At 48.9% G+C, this 25,286-nt stretch carries 17 protein-coding genes and 4 tRNA genes; 12 read left to right on the forward strand and 9 right to left on the reverse strand.

What is annotated here, in order from left to right; all coding sequences use genetic code 11:
* Window positions 1-129: 129 nt before the first annotated feature.
* A complete protein-coding gene (locus ACN0TT_RS04860; RefSeq protein ID WP_417761019.1) occupies window positions 130-3,384 on the forward strand; it encodes a S41 family peptidase in 3,255 nt (1,084 codons plus the stop codon).
* Window positions 3,385-3,456: 72 nt separating this feature from the next.
* On the opposite strand, the gene ACN0TT_RS04865 is transcribed toward ACN0TT_RS04860, so the two are convergent.
* Both ACN0TT_RS04865 and ACN0TT_RS04870 read right to left on the reverse strand, forming a co-directional pair.
* Window positions 3,457-3,900, reverse strand: coding sequence for an OsmC family protein (locus ACN0TT_RS04865; RefSeq protein WP_417761020.1), 444 nt, complete (start codon window positions 3,898-3,900; stop codon window positions 3,457-3,459).
* Window positions 3,901-4,273: 373 nt separating this feature from the next.
* The gene (locus ACN0TT_RS04870) at window positions 4,274-6,430 is read right to left on the reverse strand and encodes a tetratricopeptide repeat protein (protein WP_417761021.1); all 2,157 of its coding nucleotides are present in this window, start codon (window positions 6,428-6,430) and stop codon (window positions 4,274-4,276) included.
* Window positions 6,431-6,616: 186 nt separating this feature from the next.
* Here ACN0TT_RS04870 and ACN0TT_RS04875 point away from each other — a divergent pair, with 186 nt between their 5' ends.
* The gene (locus ACN0TT_RS04875) at window positions 6,617-8,374 is read left to right on the forward strand and encodes a M61 family metallopeptidase (protein ID WP_417761162.1); all 1,758 of its coding nucleotides are present in this window, start codon (window positions 6,617-6,619) and stop codon (window positions 8,372-8,374) included.
* 46 nt (window positions 8,375-8,420) lie between these two features.
* On the opposite strand, the gene ACN0TT_RS04880 is transcribed toward ACN0TT_RS04875, so the two are convergent.
* Window positions 8,421-9,302, reverse strand: a complete 882-nt coding sequence (locus ACN0TT_RS04880) for a LysR family transcriptional regulator (protein ID WP_417761022.1) — start codon at window positions 9,300-9,302, stop codon at window positions 8,421-8,423.
* A gap of 130 nt (window positions 9,303-9,432) precedes the next feature.
* Between ACN0TT_RS04880 and ACN0TT_RS04885 the strand changes: the two genes are divergently transcribed.
* Window positions 9,433-10,662, forward strand: a complete 1,230-nt coding sequence (locus ACN0TT_RS04885; protein ID WP_417761023.1) for an MFS transporter — start codon at window positions 9,433-9,435, stop codon at window positions 10,660-10,662.
* 42 nt (window positions 10,663-10,704) lie between these two features.
* On the opposite strand, the gene ACN0TT_RS04890 is transcribed toward ACN0TT_RS04885, so the two are convergent.
* The 5 genes from ACN0TT_RS04890 to ACN0TT_RS04910 all read right to left on the reverse strand — a co-directional run bounded on the left by ACN0TT_RS04890 (window position 10,705) and on the right by ACN0TT_RS04910 (window position 17,064).
* Window positions 10,705-12,072, reverse strand: coding sequence for a sigma-54-dependent transcriptional regulator (locus ACN0TT_RS04890; RefSeq protein WP_417761024.1), 1,368 nt, complete (start codon window positions 12,070-12,072; stop codon window positions 10,705-10,707).
* A gap of 6 nt (window positions 12,073-12,078) precedes the next feature.
* The gene (locus ACN0TT_RS04895) at window positions 12,079-13,866 is read right to left on the reverse strand and encodes an ATP-binding protein (RefSeq protein ID WP_417761025.1); all 1,788 of its coding nucleotides are present in this window, start codon (window positions 13,864-13,866) and stop codon (window positions 12,079-12,081) included.
* Window positions 13,867-13,941: 75 nt separating this feature from the next.
* Window positions 13,942-15,333: a TRAP transporter large permease gene (locus ACN0TT_RS04900; RefSeq protein ID WP_417761026.1), complete on the reverse strand. Its 1,392-nt coding sequence runs from the start codon at window positions 15,331-15,333 to the stop codon at window positions 13,942-13,944.
* Between the two features lie 9 nt (window positions 15,334-15,342).
* Complete coding sequence (locus ACN0TT_RS04905) at window positions 15,343-15,984, reverse strand: TRAP transporter small permease (protein WP_417761027.1); 642 nt, start codon at window positions 15,982-15,984, stop codon at window positions 15,343-15,345.
* A gap of 51 nt (window positions 15,985-16,035) precedes the next feature.
* Window positions 16,036-17,064, reverse strand: coding sequence for a TRAP transporter substrate-binding protein (locus ACN0TT_RS04910; RefSeq protein ID WP_417761028.1), 1,029 nt, complete (start codon window positions 17,062-17,064; stop codon window positions 16,036-16,038).
* Window positions 17,065-17,456: 392 nt separating this feature from the next.
* On the opposite strand from ACN0TT_RS04910, the gene gltX reads away from it, so the two are divergent.
* The 5 genes from gltX (at window position 17,457) to ACN0TT_RS04935 (ending at window position 19,591) form a co-directional block, all read left to right on the forward strand.
* Window positions 17,457-18,866: a glutamate--tRNA ligase gene (gltX, locus tag ACN0TT_RS04915; protein ID WP_417761029.1), complete on the forward strand. Its 1,410-nt coding sequence runs from the start codon at window positions 17,457-17,459 to the stop codon at window positions 18,864-18,866.
* Window positions 18,867-18,964: 98 nt separating this feature from the next.
* Window positions 18,965-19,040: transfer RNA gene (locus tag ACN0TT_RS04920), tRNA-Ala, on the forward strand.
* A gap of 40 nt (window positions 19,041-19,080) precedes the next feature.
* A tRNA-Glu gene (locus ACN0TT_RS04925) sits at window positions 19,081-19,156 on the forward strand.
* Between the two features lie 219 nt (window positions 19,157-19,375).
* Window positions 19,376-19,451, forward strand: a tRNA-Glu gene (locus tag ACN0TT_RS04930).
* Window positions 19,452-19,515: 64 nt separating this feature from the next.
* Window positions 19,516-19,591 (forward strand) — tRNA-Glu (locus ACN0TT_RS04935).
* 145 nt (window positions 19,592-19,736) lie between these two features.
* Here the strand turns inward: ACN0TT_RS04935 and ACN0TT_RS04940 are convergent.
* Window positions 19,737-21,578, reverse strand: a complete 1,842-nt coding sequence (locus ACN0TT_RS04940; protein WP_417761030.1) for an ABC transporter ATP-binding protein — start codon at window positions 21,576-21,578, stop codon at window positions 19,737-19,739.
* Window positions 21,579-21,772: 194 nt separating this feature from the next.
* Here ACN0TT_RS04940 and ACN0TT_RS04945 point away from each other — a divergent pair, with 194 nt between their 5' ends.
* The 4 genes from ACN0TT_RS04945 to ACN0TT_RS04960 all read left to right on the forward strand — a co-directional run bounded on the left by ACN0TT_RS04945 (window position 21,773) and on the right by ACN0TT_RS04960 (window position 25,279).
* Window positions 21,773-23,254 carry an AlkA N-terminal domain-containing protein gene (locus ACN0TT_RS04945; protein WP_417761031.1) on the forward strand — a complete coding sequence of 494 codons (1,482 nt, stop codon included), beginning with the start codon at window positions 21,773-21,775 and terminating at the stop codon, window positions 23,252-23,254.
* Complete coding sequence (locus ACN0TT_RS04950; RefSeq protein ID WP_417761032.1) at window positions 23,247-23,780, forward strand: methylated-DNA--[protein]-cysteine S-methyltransferase; 534 nt, start codon at window positions 23,247-23,249, stop codon at window positions 23,778-23,780. The genes ACN0TT_RS04945 and ACN0TT_RS04950 overlap by 8 nt, the downstream gene beginning before the upstream one ends.
* Window positions 23,781-23,865: 85 nt before the next feature.
* Entirely contained in the window at window positions 23,866-24,300 is a 435-nt protein-coding gene (locus ACN0TT_RS04955; RefSeq protein WP_417761033.1) for a hypothetical protein, read from the forward strand.
* A gap of 91 nt (window positions 24,301-24,391) precedes the next feature.
* Window positions 24,392-25,279, forward strand: coding sequence for a chemotaxis protein (locus ACN0TT_RS04960; RefSeq protein ID WP_417761034.1), 888 nt, complete (start codon window positions 24,392-24,394; stop codon window positions 25,277-25,279).
* Window positions 25,280-25,286: the final 7 nt, after the last annotated feature.

A 25,286-nucleotide genomic window follows, 5' to 3' on the forward strand; every position in this document is an offset into this window, starting at 1 on the left:
TGCCGTTTGCAATGTTAAGCGACACATTTGCTAAAACTTATTCATTATACCCGTTACTGAATCTTGCCGCTGACTTTGCTAATTTGTCTCTTCAATAACAATTCAAACAATGGATTAGGAAATAAGCTCATGAAACTTCGTCAGTCAGTGACCAGCTGTCTGCTTGCTCTGGGGTTAGGCATGACCGTCAGTGCCGCTCAAGCAGCCGTGGGATACTACCGAGCGCCAAATTTGCACGATAACACCTTAGTCTTTACCGCCGAAGGCGACTTGTGGACGCAACAACTGGGGCAAGCGGCGGCAGCGCGGTTAACCAGTCTGCCCGCGGAAGAACTTAACGGTAAAATTTCGCCTGAGGGTAAAACCTTGGCCTTTGTCGCCAACTACGATGGCACTGACGAGGTATATACCATTCCACTCGCAGGGGGCAGCGCCAAACGCGTCAGCTTTGAAAACAGCCGCGTGCGTATTCAAGGTTGGACCGCAAAAGGTGAGATTCTTTACTCAACTGATAGTGCTGATGGCCCCGCTAATTTTTGGGTGCTAAAAACCGTTGAGCCAAATTCTTTGGTAACGCATGACATTCCTTTGGCCGATGCGGTGCAAGGCGTGGTGGATGACGCTGGCGAATATATCTACTTTGTGCGCTTTGGTTTGCAGGTGACCGGCGATAACGCGCGGGTTTATCGAGGTGGTGCTAAAGGCGAACTGTGGCGCTATCAATTGGGGCAGGACAAAGAAGCTGAGCGTTTGAGTGCCGCGCATGAAGGCTCCATACGTTCACCGATGTTGTGGCAAAACCGTGTCTACTTTGTGTCTGATCAAGACGGCAATGCCAATATCTGGTCGATGAGCCTCGATGGCAAAGACCCACAGCAGCTGACCCATTACCAAGATTATGAAGTGCGCTCACCGTCGCTTGACAAAGGACGTATCGTATTTCAGCTCGGCGCGGATATTCATCTGCTCGATATCGCCAGTGGTAAAGACCAAGTCGAAGCGATTGAGTTGACCTCAGACTTTCCTGAAAAACATCAACGCTGGCTCAATGACCCGTTGCAGTATGCCAACGATTTTAATTTGTCGCCCAAGGGTGACAAAGTGGTGTTAACCGCTCGTAGCCATGTGGCGATTGCTGGCACGGATAATCGCCGTATGGTCGAACTGCCATCTGATGGTAGCTTCCGTATGCGCAATGCCGTGATGTCTCATGATGGCAAATGGGTCTACCTGATTTCAGATAAATCGGGCGAGCAGGAAATTTGGCAATATCCTGCTGATGGTTCAGAGGGCGCTAAACAGCTGACCCATGACGGCAAAAGCATGCGTATGAGCATGGTGCTATCACCTAATGGTCGTTATCTTGCCAGCGATGACTACGAAGGCAACCTGTGGCTGCTTGACCTGCAACAAGGCAGCAACCGTAAAATTGCTAGTAACAACGAAGGTCTTGCACCTTATCAAGATATTGTTTGGTCACCGGACAGCCGTTATTTGGCGTTGACTAAAACTGACATCGGTTCGCCACGGCCGCAAATTGTATTGATGACATTTGATGGCGCGCGTAGCGAAGTGCTGACATCTGACAAGTATGAGTCTTTCTCACCAGCGTTCAGTAGCGATGGCAACTGGTTGTATTTCTTGTCTAACCGTACTTTTAACAGCACGCCAAGCTCACCGTGGGGCGACCGTAACTTAGGGCCCGTATTTGATAAGCGCACCGATATTTATGCGTTAGCGCTTAACAAAGACGCCAAGTTCCCGTTTGAGCAGGCCAATGAGTTAACCGCCAAACAAGCGGACAAAGCGTCCAGCGAAGAGGACAAAGAATTACAGCTCAATATCGATTGGGCTGGCCTCGCACAACGTTTGTGGCAAGTGCCGGTAAGCGCGGACGACTACAGCAGTCTGCAGTTGAACGACAGTGGTTTGTATCTCAGCCTGAAAGGAGATGTGAAATACATCGCCTATGATAATCGTAAGGCTGAAGTGAAAACCTTTGCCAGTGATGTGCGCGGTTTCCAAGTCTCGCAAGATGGCAAACAGATTTTCTTGTTTAAAGGTGTGCGGCCGGGGCAGATGCAGATTGTCAAAGCGGGTGACAGTGCACCGAAGGATGTCAGCGATGCCACTGTGCGTTTTGATGGCTGGAAGCTTGCCATTCAACCACAGCAAGAGTGGCGGCAGATGTTTGAGGATGCGTGGTTAATGCATCGCGAATCATTTTTCGATAAGAAAATGCGCGGGCTTGACTGGCAAGCCACCAAGAAAAAATATCTGCCGTTGTTGGCACGGGTCACTGATCGCCATGAACTGGCGGATATCTTCACGCAGATGATGGGCGAGCTCGATGCGCTGCACTCGCAAGTACGCGGTGGCGATTTTGCGCAAGATAGTGAACAACCCTCACCATCTGCACTGGGGGCGAAGCTCACACAAACGGCGGGCGGTGTGGTGATCAGCCATATTTATCGTAACGACCCTGAGCTGCCGCAACGCGCCGCCCCATTGGATAAGCCGGGTGTGGATGCCGGCAATGGCGATATCATCGTGGGCATCAATGGCCGTAAGGTTAGCAGTATTGCGGATGTGACAGAGCAACTGAGTAACCAAGCGGACAAGCAGGTACTGCTGACGTTAAAACGTGGTGGTAAGCAACTAAAAACCGTGGTTATGCCGGTGTCATTGGGCGAAAATAACCAACTGCGTTATCTCGATTGGGTAAACAACAACGCTGTAAAAGTTGCTAAAGCCAGCGAAGGGAAAATCGGTTACTTGCATCTGTATGCTATGGGCGCTAGTGACATCAGTAACTTTGCCCGTGAGTTTTATGCCAATTATGAAAAAGAGGGGCTGATTATCGACGTTCGCCGTAACCGTGGTGGCAATATCGACAGTTGGATTATTGAGAAACTGCTGCGCAAAGCGTGGATGTTCTGGCAGCCAACCCATGGCACCCCCTACAGCAACATGCAGCAGAGTTTCCGTGGTCACTTAGTGGTACTAACCGATGAGTTAACCTATTCCGATGGGGAAACCTTCTCCGCCGGCATTAAAGCGCTGGGTGTCGCGCCATTGATTGGTAAGCGTACCGCTGGTGCTGGCGTGTGGTTATCTGGCCGTAACCGCTTAACCGATAACGGTATGTCGCGCGTAGCGGAGTATCCACAGTATGCGATGGATGGACGTTGGGTAGTGGAAGGCCGCGGTATCAGCCCAGATATCGAAGTCGACAACTTGCCGTTTGCCACCTTTGAAGGCAAAGATGCGCAGTTAACCCGTGCCATCAGTTACCTCAAAGATGAACTCAAGCAGCAACCTGTGAAACCATTAAAAGCACAGCCGATGCCACCAAAGGGTGAAGCACAAGATATTCGTCCGTAACATACTGCGAATAAAAAAAAGCTCTGGATAATCCAGAGCTTTTTTATATGTAAAGCGAACTAACTCGTGCTGCTAGAACTCAATTTCCACTACAGTGTCGTCAGCTAACGAGTTAGCGATAAAACAGTTGGCGTGTGCCTTTTCGTGGATTTTTTCTAGGGTTTCGCGGTCAACCTCAATGCCGTCAGCAAAAGTAACTTCGGGCTTGAGTTTGATATGGGTAATGGCAATCTTACCCGAATCTTTCTTGCCGATTTCTGCAATCGGATTATCGACATATTGCGCCACGGTGAGGCGTTTTAAGTGCGCAATGGTAAGAAAGGTCAGCATGTGGCAGGAAGATAATGCCGCTAACAAACTTTCTTCAGGATTGACTAGCTCGCCGTTGCCTTTGTATTCCGGCGCCGCTGATGCACCTACTTGTTGGCCACTACCAAATTGGACTTGGTGATCGCGATTAAACTCTCCTTCGGGGGCTGGGGAGCCTTGCCACGTAACGGTGACTTGAAAACTCATAATACTGCTCCAGTGCTAGGGGCTGTTTATCTTTAGTGTTTAATTTTTGTTCAAATTAAACGCGTTATGAACGAGGCGAGACCTGCGACGCTTAGTCAACTAAGCAAGCTGGGCGCAACAAAGTTCAGGAGGCGTTTAAATGAACCCTTCGGGCAGCGACAGCGCGCAATTTATTCAGCGTTAGGCGCTGTTGGTGGAGAATAACTACACGGCACATCACCTGCCTTGCCTAAATCACGCGCTGCCTGCTGCAAAAACAACCAGCAAAGATAAACAGCCCCTAGTGAGCGTTGCTGCGTCGAGCTTACTTAGTTGATTAAGTTTAGCTGTCGGCTTCGTCCATAACAGGATTAATCTGCATAAACAGCAAACACTATAGGTCAGCGGCCCGAGTAAAATCTGACGTGTCGACACTTTGAAACTCAGGCCAGTTGATCAATTCTTTATCAACATTGCTTTCAATGCGAATAAATCCGCGTCGAATACTTTGTCCCAGTTGCAGATAGAGTGGCTGAGAAAATACGGTTGAAGGGGTAAATTCCAAGACGCGGAGCGCTAAATAACAGCCTTTAGTGGTCTCGACCGTTCGAGCGCCGGCTAGCAGCCATTGCAAGGTTTCAAATAACACCTCGGCTGGTAGCAATACCTCTTTGTCAGCGAGTAGTGGCAGATTGATCAGCGCTAGGTTGAGTTTCAGTGGGGAGCTATCGATATTGATGGTGCTGAGCAATTGGTGTAACTCGTCAGCACTGTGTTCTCGATGAGTCTGCACCGCAAACAGTGCAGGGGTGATGCTGTAAACTTTGGTATCAAGCAAGTAGGTCAACTTTTGCTGCAGCGATTGTTGTAACTGCTTGGCACTATGGTAGCCGCGGGTCAGCATCATGTCTGCCAGTTCTGGATATTCCAGCAACAGCAACCCTTTAGATTTTACTGTCACACTGCGATGAAAGTCTCGGTAGCCAGGCAAGCCAAATAGTGGATCGAGCAGACTGGTGTGTTCCAGCGCTTGGCACTGTTGTTTATCACGTTGCAGCTGTTTTCTTAACAGCACTATTGCCACGATTGTTGCCAGCAGTGCAATCAGCAATAAGCCGGCAAAGATGTTGCGGTATAACAAACTCTGTTGCAGCTTTTGCAGATTGCCATGTTGTTGCTGAATCTTCAGCATCATGTTTTGCTCATTAAGCGCCACATCTTCATTGGGTTTTTGCTCCGCTTTTGCCTCGGATTGAATTTGATCTTTCAGATCTATAATCCGTTTTTGGGTGGCGTAAGCGGTGGTGAGATCGCCCACTTTTTCTTGAATCGTCACCAGATACTGTAACGCTTCAACTTGCTCCGCCTTTAAGCCCAACTGTGTAGCGAACTCAAGCGCTTCTTGCGCATAGGCTTGTGCCATATCTGTTTGCTTGCTCGCCAGTGCAACTTGGGTCACCAGCAAGTCGTTGTATACCAGATAGTGGCGACTTTTGTGGTCCTGGAATATGCGATTGGCTTGCAGTAGGTATTCCTGCGCTTTGGCATGATTTTCAATATGGAAATAGGCTTCACCTAAGTTGTGAAAATTAAGCGCTTGCGCGATCAGACTCTTATTCTGCGCATCAAATTGCTGGGCGTTGAGGTAGTAATCAATGGCGCGATTCCACTCGCCTTGCTCAGCATAAACCATGGCAATGACTGTCATGGCACTGGATAGGTATTTATCAATGCCTTGGGCGCGGAATAACTCAATGGATTTGTGCACATGGATCAGCGCGTTATCCCACTGCTGCATGTCGCGATATAACTTAGCTAGGCTCAATTCCAACAGCGCTTTTTGGTAGGGCGAGTCATGTTTGGCGGAGTACCGGTAAGCTTCGTTGTAGTGTTGTAGCGCCTTGGCTAACTGATCGGTTTCTCGATAATACTTGGCCAAGCGCGTCTCAGCTTCTGCACTGAGGTAGGGGTCACGCAATGAGTTGGCTACATCACGCATTTGCTTGAAATTGTTGAGTGCGGCTTCGGGGCGTTTGGTCATTAAATTCACCACCCCCATGTCATCATAAATCACAAATTTTAGTGTGAGTGATTCCGGCGTGTGGCTGTTGCGAATGAAGTTGAGTGCTTGCTCATTGAGACTCACAGTGTCTGACAGATGCTGCTCAATCAAGCCTGCGTAACGCCCTTCAACGTTGAGGGCGGCGGCGCGTTGATAATCGGTTCGTGCAATGACTTGCAGTGTGTCCCGTAGCGCTTTGGCTTCGTTATGGGACATATTCTGCGACACGCGCACTTCAAGATTCAGACGTGCTAAATAATAGAGCGACTGGAATAGCTCATCGGCATCAAGTTTGGCGCTACTGATGGTTTGCTCATACTCTTCATAGCTAACAAATAGGTGGCTGGGTGGCAGCGCCTCATTGAGCTGCTGATACAGCTGTTGAGGTTGTTCACGGTAGTCCACTTCGAGTTCATTAGGTTCTGCTGCAGCTGCCCATTGATGTATCAAGGCAGTCGTACATAACATCAGGCGTATCAACAAGCGCATTAATCTTCTTCCACGTCGTTATTTATGTCGTTATTAACGTTTTATTTGTTAACGAATATGTGATTCGGGTGAGATGACACTCGGGACTTGTTATACTCCGGATTCATCTTTACAACAATGATTTAGCAAGGATTTTGTGTGAAAATCAGCACTTTTTCAAAACGATGTGCCACCTTTTTAACCCTCATGGTTGCTTCTACATCGGCATTTGCTGATGTTATCTACAAAATCGATATTGATCAGCCAGAACATCATCTCGCTAAGGTCAGCGTCAGTTTTCCACAAACCAATGTGTCTCAGCTGAATGTGAATCTGCCTGTCTGGCGTACTGGCAAATATGCAGTATTGCCTTTGGCCGATGGCGTGCGCAATTTTGTTGCTAAAGATGAACAAGGTCAGCCGCTGCATTGGCAGCGTACAGCAAGCGGTGAGTGGCAAGTGGCGTTAACTGCCCCCACCAAGGTGACGGTGACTTACCAGTTGTATGCCAATGAATTAGGACAGCGGGTGCGGCATATTGACGGCACTCACGCATATTTGGATGCCAGTGGCGTGATGATGTATAGCCCGATGTTCCGTGATGAACCTGTGCAAGTGGCCTTGCAGGTGCCGAATGGATGGCAGAGTTACTCAGGTATGGCTGCGGGTGATAGTGCTCACAGCTTTACGGCCGCCAATTACGATGTGTTGATTGACTCGCCCATTGAAACCGGCATTAGCCACCATCGCAGTTTTAAGGCTGACGGTAAGCAGTATGATTTAGTGGTATGGGGTGAGGGTAACTATGACCTAGAGCAGATGGTTACTGACTTAAACAAAGTCACACAAACATCACAACAGATTTGGAACGGTTATCCGTTTGAACGTTATCTGTTTATCGTGCACGCCACCAGCGGAGCGCGAGGTGCTACGGAACATATCAACTCCACAATTATCCAATTGCCACGGTTTAACTTCCGTGAACGCGAAGATTATTTGCGTTTCATCAGTACTGCGGCTCATGAGTTTGTGCATACGTGGAACGTGAAGGCGTATCGTCCACAGGGCTTAGTACCATACGATTTCCAACACGAAAATATGAGCGATCTGCTGTGGATGGCAGAAGGTTCCACCAGTTATTTCCAAAACCAATTGCTGTTACGTGCGGGCATTATGACGCCGAAAGAGTTTTTGGAAGATGTGGCCAAGCGTATCGACCGTAACCAGCAGACCCCGGGGCGTGAACAACAATCCGTTGCTGAAACCAGCTTAAATGAGTGGGTGGCTGGTGGTGGTGACTATGCCCGTAACCATAGCGTTAATATTTACTCTGAGGGGTATCTAGTCTCAATGGCGCTGGATTATCAACTGCTGAGCGATACCAAACTCAAGTCGTCTTATCGCGATCTGCAGCAATCGCTGTATCAAAATTTCAGTTTACCCAAAGGCTATAACGCTGCCGATGTGCGTGGTTTGCTGCAAAAGCTGAGTGGTAAAGATTACCGTGCTTGGTGGCAGACCAACGTTGAGACACCTATCAGCTATGACTTCGATAAATTGTTAGCGAATGCAGGGCTGCGCACCGATTCAGGTGACAAACAGCAGGCTGATTTTGGCATGCAACTGGCGGGTGATTCACTCAAGCTGTCGTGGGTTGCGCGTAATGGCGCAGCATGGCAAGCCGGCATTGCTGCGGGCGATGAGCTAGTGGCTATTGATGGCATTAAAGTGACACCGAAGAGTTTTGCCAAGCGGGTGCAGGACTTCAACGTGGGCGATGAGGTCAATGTCAGTCTATTCGTCAATAACACGCTGCAGACCAAGCAACTGACGGTGGCAGCTACCGCCAAAGACAAATTGGCGCTTAAGCCGGTGGATAAACCATCACGGGCGCAAAAAGCGTTCTTTAAAGCGTGGTTAGGCATTGATTGGCCGTTTACCAAAGATGGCGAGTTTGAGAAGTAACGGCTACAGTTCAACAAAAAAGGAGCGATAGTATCGCTCTTTTTTGTTAGCGATTTCGCAGTAGAAAATCGACAAAGGCTTGGTCAGCTGGGCTGAGCGGTCGATGCTTTTTCCAAGCAATGTGCAGTTCGACAAATACCGGTGGTTCGAGAGAAATGGTATTGATGTTGTCGTTGGGTTGAATCACCATTTTTAGTAAGGTTGCCACGGCAAAACCTTGTTGTACCACTTGCTTAATCAGGTTAATTAGATTGGTTTCAAAGGCAATTTTGGGCGTGAGTCCGAGCGCGTTGGCGCGCGACAGCATCCATTCACGGTGATAGTAGCCGGGTTTAAACATCACCAATTCATGGGCGAAAAACTCCGATAAGCTCACCTGTGGCAGCGACGATAGCGGATGGTCGTGTGCGGCGGCAACAACAATTTCCTCATTCACGAGCAAGCAGGAGTCAAACTCCGGTTTGAGATCTGACTTAGTAATAATGGCGATGTCGACCTCTTGCTGCTCTAACATCCGTAATGCGTCACGGGTGCCACCTTCAAACAAACTCAGTTTGAGATCTGCGTATTGATGGCGAAACGCCATTAACCGCGTGGGCAAATAAAATGACCCTAGCATGCCGGGAACCGCTACCCGCACTTCACCGCGGCTTAACGCAGCCATTTCTCTCAGGTGATGTTGTGCCTGAGTCACCTGTTTTAAGATCAAATCGGCATGTTGCAGCAATACTTTGCCTTCGGCGGTAGGCGTAATTGCGGAGGTTTGTTTGCGGGCTTGGCGTTGCACCAAGGTGACACCTAGCGAAGTTTCTAAACGCTTGATGCTTTGGCTGAGCGCGGGCTGCGCAATATTCAGCTTGGCAGCGGCGCGGGTAAAGCTGCCATATTGCAGCAGGGCGCAGAAGTGCTTGAGTTGGCGCAGTTCCATCAGCAGATTACCTTTGAGTGGTGAGTTTTTAACTATAACAAAAATCAATCAGTTTGATATTTTTTATCTATTATAGTTATGCAGAATTCACTGCTAAGCTTGCTGTAACTCGGTTTTTCAGGTGTTACTAATGAATATGGCGGCAAAGCGCCAAGTGCGTGACCGACGGTTGATTTTGGCGCTGTGTATTGCCTCGTTGGTGATTTACATCAATCTGTACATGATGCAGGGCATGTTGCCGCTGATTGCGGAGCACTTTGCGGTGACTAGCGCTCGGGCAACCTTAGTATTGTCTGTTACCAGCTTTACCTTGGCGTTTAGTCTGTTGATTTACGCCGTTGTGTCTGACCGTATCGGTCGTCACCGTCCGATTGTTATCAGCTTGTGGGCACTCGCGCTATCCAATGTGCCGCTGATGTTTATCCATGATTTCCACACCTTGATGGCGTTGCGCTTACTACAGGGCGTGTTGTTAGCTTCATTGCCTGCCATTGCCATGGCGTATTTCAAAGAGCAGTTAAAGCCGCAAACCATGCTGACCGCGGCGGCGGTATATATTGCGGCCAATAGTTTTGGCGGTATTGTGGGGCGCTTGCTTGGTGGGGTTATGGCGCAATTATTTGATTGGCAGACGGCAATGCTCGCAAGCTTGGTATTCAGTGTTATCTGCGTGGCTATCAGCCACTACTTGTTGCCCAAAACACGTGACGCGGTGAAACGTGAGCGCAATGAACGGCGTTGGTCACTGAAGCGTGATTTTGCCGCCGATATGCTGGGGTTTGTGCACCATTTGCGTGACAGCCAGATGCGACTCGCCTATTTGATTGGCGGTGTGACCTTTATGATGATGGTGAATCAATATAGCTTTATCCAACTGCATTTGATGGATGTGTTTGAGTGGAGCCGCTTTCAAGCGACCTTGATTTTCCTGTGTTACTCCAGTGGCACCATTGCTTCTTACTTCTCCGCGCGATGGATTAAACGCTATGGCCAGTTGCCATTGTTTACTGTCTCATTGGTGTTGATGTTTAGTGGTTCGTTGCTGACGCTGTTGGATACGCAAGTGGCAATTTGTGCAGGTTTCCTGCTGAGTTCTTGTGGCTTCTTCGTCACCCACAGTTGCTGCAATTCGTTTGTGGCGGTGCGTGCGACCAGTCATCGAGCTAAAGCTACATCATTGTATTTGTGTTGCTACTACCTTGGTGCGGCGCTGGGCGGGCCTTACTTAATGCTGTTCTGGCATCAAGCGGAGTGGCAAGGGGTGATTTTAGGTTCAATGTTGTTGCTAGCGATTATCTTTGTCGGCGTGTTGCGTTTGGGCTTTCGTCAGCGGCAAGCTACATTGCCACAACCTGCATAAAGGTTGTGGCGTCTCCCTGAGAATAGTGCGGTCACGCGGTGGCTACAGTTCGTCGTTGAGGTAGTCTTTACGTTCTAAGCCATATTTACGCATCTTGTCGTACAAGGTTTTGCGTGGCAGTTCCAGTTGCTCCATTGTGTTTTTAATGGAGCCTTTATTGTGGTTCAGTGCATCTTCGATCAGCAGCCGCTCAAAAAACTCCACTCGCTGTGTCAGCGACATCCCACTGTGTAGTTTGCTGTTATTGCCAATGGCGCCAGCAAAGGCAGCATCTTCCCCCAATAAGACGTAGCGTTCAGCTAAATTGCGCAATTCGCGCACGTTACCCGGCCACTCGTAGGTACTCAGTATGGCGCGGTGCTCACTGTCTAACGCTATTAACTCTTTGTGATAGCGAGCTGAGGCAACGCGGGCAAAGTGTAAGAACAATAAGGCAATATCTTCGCGGCGCTCGCGCAGTGGCGGGATGGCCACGGTGACCAAGTTGAGGCGATAGTACAGATCGTGGCGGAATTCGCCACGATCACATAAGTCCTTGAGATTGACTTTGGTGGCGGCTATCACGCGAATATCTAGGTCGATACTCTTGTTAGAACCGAGGCGTACCACTTTGCGGTCTTCCAGCACCCGCAGCAGTTTGACTTGCAATGACATCGGCGTGCTTTCAATCTCATCGAGAAAAATCGTGCCGCCGTTGGCAAATTCAAACTTACCCACGCGGGTTTTATCGGCGCCAGTGAATGCCCCGGCTTCAGCACCAAACAACTCGCTTTCGATGATGGTTTCGGGAATGGCACCACAGTTAATCGCGACAAAGTTGGCGTTGCCACGGGGGCTGTGGTCATGCAGATAGCGAGCGACTAACTCTTTACCCGTGCCAGTTTCACCTTCAACCAATACGTCCGCGGGGGTATCTAACACTTGATGCAGTAAATGCCGCATCTGCTGCATACCTGGGCTGTTACCTAAAATGCGTGGCCCTGGCGAGCTTTGTGATTCCAGTTCTCGCTTGAGTTTACGGTTTTCCAATGTTAGCGCTCGATTTTCTAAGGCGCGTTTCACGACATCGAGAATATGTTCGTTGTTGAACGGTTTTTCGAGGAAATCATACGCCCCTTGCTTGACCGCACTGACGGCGGTGGCAATGTCGCCGAAACCGGTCAATAGGATGACCGGAATATTGGCATCTATCTGTAATACTTGTTGCATTACCTGAATGCCATTCTGATAAGGCATGTTGACATCGGTGATAATAACGCCAAGCCAGTTTGGTTTTACTAAGCGCAAAATATCCGCTGCATTGGTACTGGCTTTGGCGGCAATGCCTTCTAACTCAAACAGTTGAGTTAGCACAGTACCAATGTGTGGCTCATCATCAAGGATGAGCACTGTGTATGGAGCATCAATCATGTGCGCTTATTCCTCGGAGCACAACGGCAGTAAAATGTTAAATTCCGCCCCGCCTTCGGCAGCATTGGCTACGCTAATGCTGCCGTTCATCGATTGGATGATACGGCGCGAAATTGAAAGCCCTAATCCAAGTCCTTGGCGTTGGCTGGTAGTGAAATAGGGTTCAAAAATCTTTTCCATCTGGCTCTCATTGACGCCCGAACCAGAGTCTTTAATTTGAATACATATGCTGTCAGCCACGCTAACGCTGATGGTGAGCTGGCGCTGTTCTACCTGTTGCATTGCGACAATGGCATTGCTGCATAAATTGACTAACACTTGCTGCAAGCGAACTTTATCGCCCAAAAATTTTACCGGCTGTTGCGGTAGTGCGAGTACTAAACGGATCTGCTGCTTGTCGATTTCTGGCTTCACGATGGTGAGCGTTTCATCTAACGTCTCATTGAGTGAATTTACTTTATCTTGCCCCGGACTCTTGCGGGTAAAACTTTTAAACTGCGCCACAATTTCTGCAAGTCGGTCAGCCAGCGACACTATGGTGCCGAGGTTGTCGTTCGCCTTATCCAGCATATTACGTTGTAATAAAGTTTGCGTGTTTTGGGCGTAGCTGCGCAATGCGGCTAAAGGCTGATTGATTTCATGATTAATGCTGGCGGATAGACTGCCGATCACCGTTAGTTTGGCGGCTTGGATCAGTTCATCTTGGGTTTCTTGCAGTTTATGGTTGGTGTCTTCTAACGCTTGAGTGCGTTCTTTGACCCGTAGTTCCAACAATTCATGTGTTTGTTGCATGCGCAGCATATTTTTGCGGCGCTCTAAACTAAACAGCAACGCCAAAGCTAGCAGCAGATAAACACTGGCGGAGAGCAGCATTACCACAGGTAACGAGGCATATAACGGTTTGGTTGGGGTGAGAATATGCACTTGCCAGCCCGCTTTAATCATACTGCTTTGGGTGTCGAGAAATTGCTCGCTGCCATCGTCGTGGCTGATGCTATAAAGCGCTCGCGCTGGTTGTGCCACAACATCATACGGTGGCCTGATCGTTAATGAACCAACCTCTCGTGTGGCATAACGGCGACTCTGAACGATGGCTTGTTGGTCAGCGGCTGTCAGTGGCGTCAACGATTTCAGGCGCCAGCTCGCCATGCTGGCAAGAAAAATCACATTATCGTTGCCGCTAATGGCGAGTTCATATTGCCCGGCTTTTGCTAGGCCCGTGAGCTGATCTTCAATATCACTAATATCGACTTTCACCACGATGATGCCGCGAATTTTACCTGCATCAACCACGGGATAGGAGAAGTAAAACCCGCGAGCGTTGGACGCCGTGCCCACGGCATAGTAGCGGCCTAATCTCCCAGCGATGGCTTCATTGAAGTAGGGGCGAAACGCATAGTTTTGACCAACAAAAGAGTAGGGCTTTTGCCAGTTGCTAGCGGCGATTGCTGTACCTTGGTTATTGAGAATGTAGATATCTGATGCTTCGGTGACGTGCTGGATCTCTTCAATGTAGCGATTGATTGCGGCGATCTCTGCCGTGTTGCCGCTGTGTTCCAATGCGCGCGCAAGCATAGGGTTGGTCGACAGTACATGCGGAATACTTTCATAGCGGATCAATGCGCCATCGATAAAGTTGATGACTTCAGATAGCTGCCGATTCGCCAATGGTTGAACGCGGGCGAACCCCTGTTCAAGGTGATGCCAGTAGGACAGGGCTAGCGTGAGCGCTAAACCAAGTAGTGTCAGTAAGCCGATAAACCAACGTTTACGTTCAGAAGTGGGAGAGTGCATGTCCAACGGTAGCCCTGAAAAACGGCGAGTCTGATGTAGACTCGCCGAAAGTTGTTTGCTTTTCAAGGCTTATGATCAGCGTAGGCTGTCGAGATATTCTGGCAATGCCAGGGAGATTGCCGGAATGTAAGTGATCAGTATCAAGAAGGTCAGCAGCAGCAATAGCCACGGCAGACACGCTTTGATCACCCAACCAATACTCTTATTGGTGATCCCCGCTGTCACGAACAAGTTAAGCCCCACCGGCGGCGTCAACATACCGATCTCCATGTTGACCACCATGATGATACCTAAGTGGATTGGGTCAATGCCCAGCTTCACCGCAATAGGGAACAGGATCGGTGCCATGATCAGCAGAATTGCCGACGGTTCCATAAAGTTACCTGCAGCTAACAACAGCAAGTTCACCACGATTAAGAATGCCCAAGGTGGTAAGCCCCAGCCTACAATCGTTTCGGCGATGATATGTGGGATACGCTCCGTGGTCAGTACGTGCGCGAACAACATGGCGTTGGCGATGATGAATAGCAGCATAATGCTGACTTTGGCGCCGTCGCGTACCACGTTACGGATCTCTTTATCCGCTGGCGTTTTGAGCAAGCCTAACACTACGTGGAACAGGTTGCGGCCGACAGCAGCAGGCAATGATTCACCTTCATTACGCCAAGCAACGTTTTTTAAAGGGCCAATATCACGATAGCCAAATACAGCAACTAAATAAGCGTAAACACAGGCAACCGCCGCAGCCTCGGTAGGCGAGGCGACACCGCCGTAAATGGAACCTAGCACGATCACAATCAGCATCAAGCCGCCAATCGCTTTGGCGCTAGAGAGACCCAGTTGTTTAACACCGGGGAATGGCCGTGATGGCAAGCCTTTAATTCGCGCGGTGATGTAGATAGCAAGCATCAATAAGCCGCCCATCATCAAACCGGGGATAAGACCCGCCATAAACATACGCGCAGCAGAGACTTCGGTCGCGGCGGCGTATACCAGCATCACAATTGATGGTGGGATCAAAATGCCCAGTGTGCCAGAGGTGGTAATAACGCCAGCGGCAAATTTCTCTGGGTAACCCGCTTTCACCATACCGATAATAACGATTGAACCGATAGCGGCAACCGTCGCTGGGGATGAACCTGACACCGCGGCAAACAGCATACACGCCATGACAGACGCCATGGCGAGACCACCTTTAATGTGGCCAACACTGTCCATCGCAAAATCAATAATACGGCGCGCAACACCACCTGTAGATAAGAAGGCAGATGAAAGAATAAAGAACGGAATGGCTAATAGTGTGTAGTGTTCGGAAGATGATTCATAAAGTTTCAGCGCAATAGAAGCTAACGAATCGTTAGAAAATAGCAAAATGGTCAACATGCTGGAAAAACCAAGGGCAATCGCGATCGGCATCCCCAATAGCATGCATAACAACAGCACAATAAAAAGAGTGGCAATGGTCATGATAGTACCCTATTGATCCTGTTTGTTTTGGACGTCGTTATCAGAACCTTTGACTTCATCAGCCAAATGCATGCTTTCTTTAGCTTCGTCATGAAAGCTAAAACCAACGGCTTTGTTGGTAATAATGGCAATGGTTAACTCAATAAACCGCCAAGTAAGTAGGGCGAAACCTATCAATAAAATGCTTTGAGATATCCACAACGGCACGGCAGGGTCTTCTACGTCGAGACGTAAGATTTCCCATGCTTGGTCTGGGTCGAGTTGCGAGACGATGAAGTGTGGGAAGTGAATATCTTCCATTGGCACACCAATCTTGTACATCTGTGACAAGTAGTCCCAACTGCCTTTTAAAAACAGTAAACAGTAGAAAATACAGATGGCTGCGGCTATCAGTGCGGCAACTTTACGGCCCTTACGTGGCAGTTTAGTCACAAACGCGTCCACCCCGATATGGGCGCCGACTTTGACTCCATAGGACATGCCGAACAGCACAAACCAGCCAGCGATAGTGAGGGTTAACTCTTGGATCCACAAAAAGCCGGTATTAAAGAAGAAGCGCGCAATAACCTCAACAAACACTAAGATCGTCATAAGGGAAATGGCGAGGTTGAGTACACCCTCTTCCACATAAGCGAAAATACGAGAGAACATAATGTAATCCTAGTCGGAAATGGGGGCCGGTGGCCCCCAAATGCTTCTTGATTAGTTATTGGCCGCTACCGCAGCATCAATCATGTCTTTACCGATTTGATCTTCGAATTTGCCCCAAACAGGTTTCATGGCATCAACCCATGCTTGGCGCTCATCAGCGGTCAGTTGCACCACTTGCGACATTTTTGAGTCAATGATCAATTGACGGTCTTTCATATTTTGCTCGTTGGCCAAGCTATTACCGTAGGCGATCGCTTCGGACATACACGCTTGCAGCACTTTACGTTTGTCGGCTGGCAGGCTTTTCCAGAAGGTGTCTGAGGTCACGACCATGTAATCCAATACACCGTGGTTACTTTCGGTGATGTAAGACTGTACCTCATAGAATTTTTGCGAGTAGGTGTTAGACCAAGTATTTTCTTGGCCATCAATGGCGCGAGTTTGTAGCAGGGTAAACACTTCAGAGAATGGCTTTTTCACTGCCATTGCGTTAACTGCATCAAACTGTGCTGCCAATACATCAGACGCCATCACACGGAATTTCTTGCCTGAAGCATCTTTAGGTAACTTCAACGGATCGTTAGCAGAAAACTGTTTCATACCGTTATGCAGATAGCCAAGACCAACGATACCCTTACGTTTCATTGAACCCAGCAGCGATTGGCCGGCATCGCTCATCTGGAATTTTTCAACTGCATCCATATCTTTAAACAGGAATGGCAGGTCAAACAGTTGTAGACGTTTGGTGTAACGCTCAAATTTGGAGAGGGAAGGCGCCACAAATTGAACATCGTTCAGCAACAATGCTGCCAGTTCGTTGTTGTCACCAAACAGTTGTGAGTTGGGGAATACACTTACTTTATATTCCCCAGGAAGACGTTGTTCGACCAACTCTTTAAACTTCAACGCAGCTTGGCCTTTTGGAGTATTTTCTGCGACCACGTGCGAAAACTTAATCTCTACCGGTTCAGCGGCTGCGAGAAAACTGGTGGCCATCGCCCCGGCAGCGAAAGCTGCCATTGCCAACGTTTTCAGAGGTTGCGAGAACAAACTGATGTGCTTGGTATTTCTTATAGTCATCTTGGATATCCTTCTGACACTTTTTAAGTTGTTTAGATACGTGCCCCATAACAACGCATCTCACCCGGGAAAACAGCTTAATTTCCCAATGGTTAAACCGATAAAGGCAAGTAATAGGCCAATTTGTTTAACATGGTGTAACTCATTGGTTATTAAAGTGTAGGCTATTTGATGGGTGTCACACTTATTTGTTTTTTGTGTGATAAGTGAATCACTGTTTTTTATGAAATGGGTGGAAATCCACTCATAAAAGTGACGGCATCAAAGGCTTAGTGTGATGTAGATCTTATTGCAGTCGAATTTTGCCCTTTTCTGCTAAGGGCTGATAGAATATCCGCCTTATCACTTGCCTCTACGTAGGCTTCTTATTAATTCAAGGTTTAAAGTCAATTATGACCATCAAGACGCGTTTTGCTCCTAGCCCTACCGGCTATCTTCACGTGGGCGGTGCTCGCACAGCTCTTTATTCTTGGCTACATGCTCGTGCTAATGACGGTGAGTTTGTATTGCGTATTGAAGATACGGACTTGGAGCGTTCAACTCAGGAAGCGGTCGATGCTATTCTGGAAGGTATGGAATGGTTGGGACTGAATTGGGATGAAGGCCCGTATTACCAAACTAAACGTTTCGATCGCTATAAAGAGTTGATCGCCAAAATGTTGGAAGAGGGCACGGCTTATAAATGCTATTGCTCAAAAGAGCGTTTAGAGAAACTGCGTGAAGAGCAAGCCGCCAAAGGTGAGCGTCAGAAATATGATGGTTGCTGTCGTGACCATGCGCCACGTGATACTGATGAACCTTATGTGGTGCGTTTCAAAAACCCAACATCTGGCAGTGTGGTGTTTGACGACCACGTCCGCGGTCGTATCGAAATCTCTAACGAAGAGCTGGATGATTTGATCATCGCCCGAAGTGATACTACGCCAACCTATAACTTCTGTGTGGTAGTTGATGACTGGGATATGGGTATCACTTGCGTGATCCGTGGTGAAGACCATATCAACAACACGCCAAAACAGATTAACATTCTGCGCGCGTTGGGCGCACCTATCCCTGAATATGCGCACGTCGCTATGATTCTGGGCGATGATGGTGCCAAGCTATCAAAACGTCATGGCGCCGTAAGCGTAATGCAATACCGTGATGACGGTTACCTGCCAGAAGCGTTGCTGAACTATTTGGTTCGTTTGGGCTGGTCTCATGGCGACCAAGAGATCTTCTCGCTTGATGAAATGGTGCAGTACTTCAAACTCGACGACATCAATAAAGCGGCTTCTGCATTCAACACTGAAAAACTGCAGTGGTTGAACCAACACTATATTAAGTCGCTGGATCCTGAATATGTGGCATCTCACCTTGCATGGCACATGAAAGATCAAAACATCGACACCAGCAATGGCCCGGTTTTAAAAGAGGTGGTCTCTGCTTTGGCTGAGCGTGCCAAAACTCTGAAAGAGTTGGCTGCGGCTAGTCGCTACTTTTATGAAGACTTCACCGAGTTTGATGAAGCTGCGGCTAAAAAGCATCTGCGTGGCGTGGCATTAGAACCATTGAAATTAGTGCAGCAAAAAGTTGCGGCACTGACTGAGTGGACGCCTGAAGCAATACACGATGCTATTGAAGCAACCGCTGCTGAGTTGGAAGTTGGCATGGGCAAGGTAGGTATGCCTCTGCGTGTAGCGGTAACTGGTGCAGGTCAATCACCGTCATTGGATATCACGCTGTTTCTCATCGGAAAAGCCCGTTGTGAACAAAGAATATCCCAAGCGGTTGAATTTGTAGCAAGCAGAATAAATTCCTAAAAAATGCGTTGACACATTTGGGTGTGCTGCATAGAATGCGCCTCGCACTCAGGGACGTGGCAGTGAAAACTAGCAGTTTCTGAGTGTGAAGCGACTACGGGGCTATAGCTCAGCTGGGAGAGCGCTTGCATGGCATGCAAGAGGTCGACGGTTCGATCCCGTCTAGCTCCACCAAATTCGTTTATCACTTTTCGATAAAAAGTGACGTCCATGGGTCCCCTTCGTCTAGAGGCCTAGGACACCGCCCTTTCACGGCGGTAACAGGGGTTCGAATCCCCTAGGGGATGCCAACTCTTTAACTAAGCAGAGTCTAAAGTTAAGTTCTTCGGCAGCGAAGTGAAACACGGTCCATTGCTTCCGTTCGTTTAGAAGCTTAGGACACCGCCCACTTTCTTTTAATAAAGAGTCGGCGGTAACAGAGGTTCGAATCCCCTAGGGGATGGCAACTCTTTAACTAAGCAGAGTCTAAAGTTAAGTTCTTCGGCAGCGAAGTGAAACACGGTCCATGGGTCCCCTTCGTCTAGAGGCCTAGGACACCGCCCTTTCACGGCGGTAACAGGGGTTCGAATCCCCTAGGGGATGCCAACTCTTTAACTGAGCAGAGTATAAAGTTAAGTTCTTCGGCAGCGAAGTGAAACACAGTCCATGGGTCCCCTTCGTCTAGAGGCCTAGGACACCGCCCTTTCACGGCGGTAACAGGGGTTCGAATCCCCTAGGGGATGCCACATTAAATTAACCGCTTATCAGGGCGGTTTTTTTATGCCTGAAATTTGCGGATAAGCTACAACTGGGCGCAAATACCTAGTTGTGCAATTATCTTGACGTAAAAAAGCAGGCGCAAGCCTGCTTGTGCGGAAACGGTAGGGTGGATTAATCCAACCCTAAGAACCCGCCAGTCTGACGTTGCCACAGATGAGCATAGATGCCACCTTGGTTGATCAGTTGTTGGTGAGAGCCTTGCTCAACGATCTTGCCTTGGTCTAAAACAATCAGGCGATCCATAGCAGCAATGGTGGACAGCCTGTGGGCGATAGCAATCACCGTTTTGCCTTCCATCAGCTGATATAAACTTTCTTGAATGGCTGCTTCTACTTCAGAGTCGAGCGCTGAGGTGGCTTCGTCCAGCACTAATATCGGCGCGTCTTTGAGCAATACTCGCGCGATAGCAATGCGTTGTCGTTGTCCACCAGAAAGTTTGACACCACGTTCGCCAACTTGAGCAGCTAAACCACAATTTCCGTGTGGGTCGGTTAACTGTTCGATAAAGTCATCAGCTTGGGCTTTTTTGATTGCAGCTAACATCTCGGCTTCCGTCGCATCAGGGCGGCCGTATAGAATATTCTCTCTGATAGAACGGTGGAGCAGGGAGGTATCTTGCGTCACCATGCCGATATTGCTGCGCAATGAATCTTGCATCACGCTACGGATATCTTCGCCGTCGATGAGTATTGCTCCGTGCTCAATATCGTAAAACCGCATTAACAGATTCACTAAGGTGGACTTGCCTGCACCAGAGCGGCCAACCAGACCAATCTTTTCGCCAGGTTTGATATCGAGTTCTAGCTGTTGCAATACGCCATTGTTCTCGCCGTAATCAAAACTGACATTATTGAAATGGATGCCACCGTGGGGAATCGCCAGCGGTTTAGCATTTGCGGCATCTTCAATATTGGTCGGTTGAGACAGGGTGTTCATACCGTCAGATACCGTACCTAAATTTTCGAATAACGCGCTGATTTCCCACATAATCCACTGTGACATGCCGTTAAGGCGCAGCGCCAAACTCACGGCGATTGCAATGGCTCCGACGCTGATAGCACTGCCCATCCACAACCAAATAGACAACGCTGCCACCGAAAACGCTAATAGATAGTTAAGCACTTGCACACTGACGTTAATCCCTGTGACTAAGCGCATCTGCTTATGCACTGTCGTCAGAAACTCACGCATGCTACTGCGAGCATATTGTGCTTCTTGCTGAGTATGGGCAAATAACTTGACGGTAGATATATTGGAATAGCTGTCGACAATACGGCCGGTCATGGTAGAGCGCGCATCTGCTTGTTCGCTCGACACACTTTTGAGGCGAGGAATGAAATACCACTGCAAGCCGATGTAGATCAGTAACCAAGTGGCCATCGGTAATACCAACCGCCAGTCGGCCTTGGCCATCATCACCACCATAGAAGTGAAATACACCAGAATGTACATCAGTACATCGAGTAGTTTCATCACGGTTTCGCGAACGGCCAGCGAAGTTTGCATCACTTTAGTTGCCACCCGTCCGGCAAATTCATTTTGATAAAATGAGATGCTTTGCTTGAGTAGATACTTGTGTGCTAACCAGCGGATCGCCATCGGGTAGTTACCGAGTAGGCTCTGATAGACAATCAACGCATGCAGCAAGGTGAGCAAGGGGATTAGCACTAACACCATCAAGCTCATCCACAACAGTGTGGTCCCTTCCTCTGCTAGCAGAGTGTCCGGATTTTTACTCACCAGCCAGTCAACTAACTGCCCCATAAAACCGAACAGCGAGACTTCCAACACCGCTAATGTTGCGGTGAGTATCGACATGATAATAAGCGGCTTTTCAAACCCTTTGGTGTAATGACGACAGAAGGCTAACAACCCTTTAGGTGGCGTGCTCGGTTCAATGTCGGGCAGGGGGCTTGTCCAAGATTCAAATAGTGTGAGTAATCGGTGTACCATGTAAAACTCTAGAGTAATAAATATCCCGCTAAGCATAACCAATGTTACTGCTGCTTTGCAGCGCAAATTACTGGATAAAGCCTGCGATTTTCTCGCAGGTATTTTTTCATCGGTACAGTGCCGAATTCCGCTGGTTGTATGCCAGTGAGTTAGATACTCTGCTCTGCAATTGATAACTGACGTGAGCCTGATGAATGAATACGCAATTCAATCAGCTATATCGCCAAGCGCGATTAAGTCGTGATGCGCGCTTTGATGGGGTGTTTTTCGTCGGCGTGTTGTCTACAGGGATTTACTGTCGGCCGATCTGTCCAGCAGTTGCACCGCAGGAGAAAAATGTCCGCTATTTTTCGAGCGCCAGTGCCGCAGCCGCCGCTGGACTGCGGCCTTGTTTGCGTTGTCGCCCTGAAAGTGCGCCGGGATCTCATCCTTGGCTTGGTACCGACACCACCATGCAACGAGCGTTAACGCTTATTGAACAGGCCGCACTAGATAGTCAGCAACCGTTGAATATTGAACAGATCAGTGCGCGTCTTGGCATCTCCTCCCGCTGGTTAAGACGGTTATTTGCCAACAAGATGGGCACCACACCAATCGCTTATGTGAATTATTGTCGACTGATGTTTGCCAAGCAGTTATTGCATCAAACGCAGTTACCCATTACCGATGTGGCATTTGCCGCTGGCTTTCACAGCGTACGGCGTTTTAATGAGGTGTTTCAGTCGGCGTTGCAGTTGTCGCCATCATCACTGCGCCGCCATGCTGACACGGGTTTTTCTGGCACGTTACAGCTGACCCAAAGCTATCGCCCGCCTTATGATTGGCAAGCGATGCTAGCGTTCTATCGCATGCGTGCAGTGGCGGGGATGGAGTGGTTTGAACAAGATGGCCAAGCGGGTTATGGTCGCACGCTGTCACTCAGTGCTCATCAAAGCCAGCTGGAGGCGGCGATATTTGCAGTGGATGAGCCGCAGCGGCACCAACTGCGTATCACCATCAGTTTGGCGGCGGGTGCGGATATGCGGCTGCTGCCACAACTGGTAAAGCAGTTGCGGCGCATGTTTGATTTAGAAGCAGAGCCACACATTATCCGCGCAGCGCTTAACCACATCCCAGCGTTAGCAAACATCAGTGAACCGTATTTGGGCACGCGCATTGCTGGCGTAGCAAGTCGTTTTGAGGCAGGGATCCGCGCGGTGCTTGGTCAGCAGGTGAGTGTTACCCAAGCAATTAAACTGCTTAACCAACTGGTGCAACAGACGGGAACATGGCGGGAGATTGCTGGACAGCAGCGGCTGTTTTTCCCTTCCGCATCGCAACTGGCGGCTCAACCGTGTCAGCTCGCGATGCCCAAATCGCGGCAGCAAACTATCGATAATCTGGCTCACTTCAATCACCAGCAGCCTGATAGCCCGGCCGAACAGTGGCTGCAGCTAAAAGGGATTGGCCCGTGGACAGTGGCTTATGCGCAATTGCGTGGCGAAGGTTGGCCGGATGTCTTACTCAGCAGTGATTTAGTCATTAAAAAACAACTGATTGCTTATGGCATAAATGACGCCAAGGCGCTGTCCACGCTGGCGCAGTTAGTTGCCCCTTGGGGCAGTTATCTCACCTTTATTCTATGGCGTACCGCGAGTGCGGCAGTGCCGAACGTTAATGAGGCTCCCCATGAGTGACAACTATTTGATAGCGGGGACTAACCCCAGTGCAATTGCTTACCTTGAAATTGCATCCCCTGTTGGACCACTGTGGTTAACTGCCAGCGAGCTCGGTTTATGCTCGTTACGGCCAGTGGCGCCGGAACCCTCCATGCTGGATGAACGGCGGCGCGCGCGTGTGGCAGATGATGTCATAATTGCCGCCGAGAACATCTTGGTGGTCGCACAGCAGCAACTGGATGAATACTTTACAAAAACACGGCGCCAGTTCACTGTACCGCTAGCGCCAACCGGCACGGTGTTTCAACAGCAAGTGTGGCAGCAATTACTGTTAATCCCATTTGGTAACATCGCTTGCTACGGCGATTTGGCGCAGCGTATCGGCAATCCAAAGGCGGCAAGGGCCGTTGGTGCCGCCAATGGCGCCAATCGCATCGCAATTATTATTCCGTGCCATCGCGTGATTGGTAAGCAAGGTGCGCTTACTGGCTATGCTTGGGGTTTGACCATGAAACAACAACTTATCGATATTGAACGTAGTTAACCTGCAGATTTATGCGAGTTATCATGGTTTTTATGTGCCGAGACGGTTATCTTATGCGCCGCTATTGACGTAACGGTATCTCAGAATGAATTTGATTTGGTTAGAGGACGATTTAGCGATTTGGCCTGATGTGCCACAATCCGAGCTAGGGAAACAGCTGCAAAACGGTCAATTTGGTCACTGCTTATGGCTAACCGATGACGCCGCCTCCTCAACATCTTCTTCTACTGGTCAATGTGCCGTAGTGTTATTCCCAGCGGTCACTGAGCCGAATGATAATGCTGTCGCCTCATTCGCCGAAGTGATCGCCGCCATCACGCTCCCTGATGTATCACAACCTATGTTGATCGCCTCGCCGTCACATAACCTGTTAGGTGTGTGGTTAGCTTGCCATTTGATGCAGCAAGGCGCGGCCCCGGTGCATGCGGTGGCCCGTGTTAGAGCAACTTGTGAACAGTGTTTCGTCGAGGACGGCTGGGATCAATTTGTTTACGATGTGCTGTACCAACTTCAAGCGTAAACATGTGACCTGTTCGCTGTCGAACGACAGCAATTGTGCTTAATTATGTTATGCTTAGCCAAATTGTTTAGGATTGTTAAGCTAGAACTCTATGAAAAGCAAGGCGAACCAGTCTCAGGGATTACTGTTGTTTCATCTGTCGGCACGGCAGATGTTTGCTATGGGGACACTGAAGATCCGCGAGCTGATCCCCTATAAGCCACTCAATCACTTGCCTAAGTCGCATTCCGCTATCAAAGGCACTGTGACCTTTCGGGGTCATACCATTCCGGTCATTGATATGGCCGCAGCCATTGGCTATCGGTCTATTACCGAAGAAGAGTTAACTAACAGCTATATCATCGTAACGGATTGCCAGCGTATGGTGATCGGTTTTTTGGTGCGCGGCATTGATAAAATTATCGAATGTAACTGGCGTGATATTGAATCACCGCCTAGTAGCGTCGGACATCATGCGTTGTTAACTGGTGTCACGCGCTACAACGACCAACTGATCCAACTGTTGGATCTTGAGTTATTGATGGCAAAGATTTTCCCGCAGCAGCATGCGAGTTTAGTCAGTGTTACTGACGTGCAGCGCGAAAAACTGCGTACGATGCGTATTCTGTTGGTAGATGATTCCAGCGTGGCGCGTAAGCAACTTGGTGATGCGCTAGATTCGCTGAATATTAGTTATGACGTGACCTCCAACGGTAAAACAGCGTTAGACATCATGGAGCAGGGCGCCTTGGATGGAAAGCCTGTGAATCTGTTGGTGAGTGATATTGAAATGCCAGGGCTTGATGGCTATGAACTGGCGTTTGAAGTACGTGATAACCCGGCGTTAGACAAAGCGTATATTATTTTGCATACCTCACTATCCAGTGAAATTAGTGTCGGCCAAGCACATCAAGTTGGCGCTAACGAAGCGCTCACCAAATTTGATGCCCATGAACTGGTGCAAGCCATGTTGCGTGGTGCGAATAAAGTTTCTGGCTAATTTTTTA

This window comes from Shewanella sp. (assembly GCF_048265805.1).
Lineage (GTDB): Bacteria > Pseudomonadota > Gammaproteobacteria > Enterobacterales > Shewanellaceae > Shewanella.

What these genes read in the sequence shown, in the direction of transcription:
- ACN0TT_RS04860 (WP_417761019.1), top strand. Translation starts at nt 130, where the DNA reads ATGAAACTTCGTCAGTCAGTGACCAGCTGTCTGCTTGCTCTGGGGTTA.
- ACN0TT_RS04865 (WP_417761020.1), bottom strand. Translation starts at nt 3,900, where the DNA reads ATGAGTTTTCAAGTCACCGTTACGTGGCAAGGCTCCCCAGCCCCCGAA.
- ACN0TT_RS04870 (WP_417761021.1), bottom strand. Translation starts at nt 6,430, where the DNA reads ATGCGCTTGTTGATACGCCTGATGTTATGTACGACTGCCTTGATACAT.
- ACN0TT_RS04875 (WP_417761162.1), top strand. Translation starts at nt 6,617, where the DNA reads ATGGTTGCTTCTACATCGGCATTTGCTGATGTTATCTACAAAATCGAT.
- ACN0TT_RS04880 (WP_417761022.1), bottom strand. Translation starts at nt 9,302, where the DNA reads ATGGAACTGCGCCAACTCAAGCACTTCTGCGCCCTGCTGCAATATGGC.
- ACN0TT_RS04885 (WP_417761023.1), top strand. Translation starts at nt 9,433, where the DNA reads ATGAATATGGCGGCAAAGCGCCAAGTGCGTGACCGACGGTTGATTTTG.
- ACN0TT_RS04890 (WP_417761024.1), bottom strand. Translation starts at nt 12,072, where the DNA reads ATGATTGATGCTCCATACACAGTGCTCATCCTTGATGATGAGCCACAC.
- ACN0TT_RS04895 (WP_417761025.1), bottom strand. Translation starts at nt 13,866, where the DNA reads ATGCACTCTCCCACTTCTGAACGTAAACGTTGGTTTATCGGCTTACTG.
- ACN0TT_RS04900 (WP_417761026.1), bottom strand. Translation starts at nt 15,333, where the DNA reads ATGACCATTGCCACTCTTTTTATTGTGCTGTTGTTATGCATGCTATTG.
- ACN0TT_RS04905 (WP_417761027.1), bottom strand. Translation starts at nt 15,984, where the DNA reads ATGTTCTCTCGTATTTTCGCTTATGTGGAAGAGGGTGTACTCAACCTC.
- ACN0TT_RS04910 (WP_417761028.1), bottom strand. Translation starts at nt 17,064, where the DNA reads ATGACTATAAGAAATACCAAGCACATCAGTTTGTTCTCGCAACCTCTG.
- gltX (WP_417761029.1), top strand. Translation starts at nt 17,457, where the DNA reads ATGACCATCAAGACGCGTTTTGCTCCTAGCCCTACCGGCTATCTTCAC.
- ACN0TT_RS04940 (WP_417761030.1), bottom strand. Translation starts at nt 21,578, where the DNA reads ATGGTACACCGATTACTCACACTATTTGAATCTTGGACAAGCCCCCTG.
- ACN0TT_RS04945 (WP_417761031.1), top strand. Translation starts at nt 21,773, where the DNA reads ATGAATACGCAATTCAATCAGCTATATCGCCAAGCGCGATTAAGTCGT.
- ACN0TT_RS04950 (WP_417761032.1), top strand. Translation starts at nt 23,247, where the DNA reads ATGAGTGACAACTATTTGATAGCGGGGACTAACCCCAGTGCAATTGCT.
- ACN0TT_RS04955 (WP_417761033.1), top strand. Translation starts at nt 23,866, where the DNA reads ATGAATTTGATTTGGTTAGAGGACGATTTAGCGATTTGGCCTGATGTG.
- ACN0TT_RS04960 (WP_417761034.1), top strand. Translation starts at nt 24,392, where the DNA reads ATGAAAAGCAAGGCGAACCAGTCTCAGGGATTACTGTTGTTTCATCTG.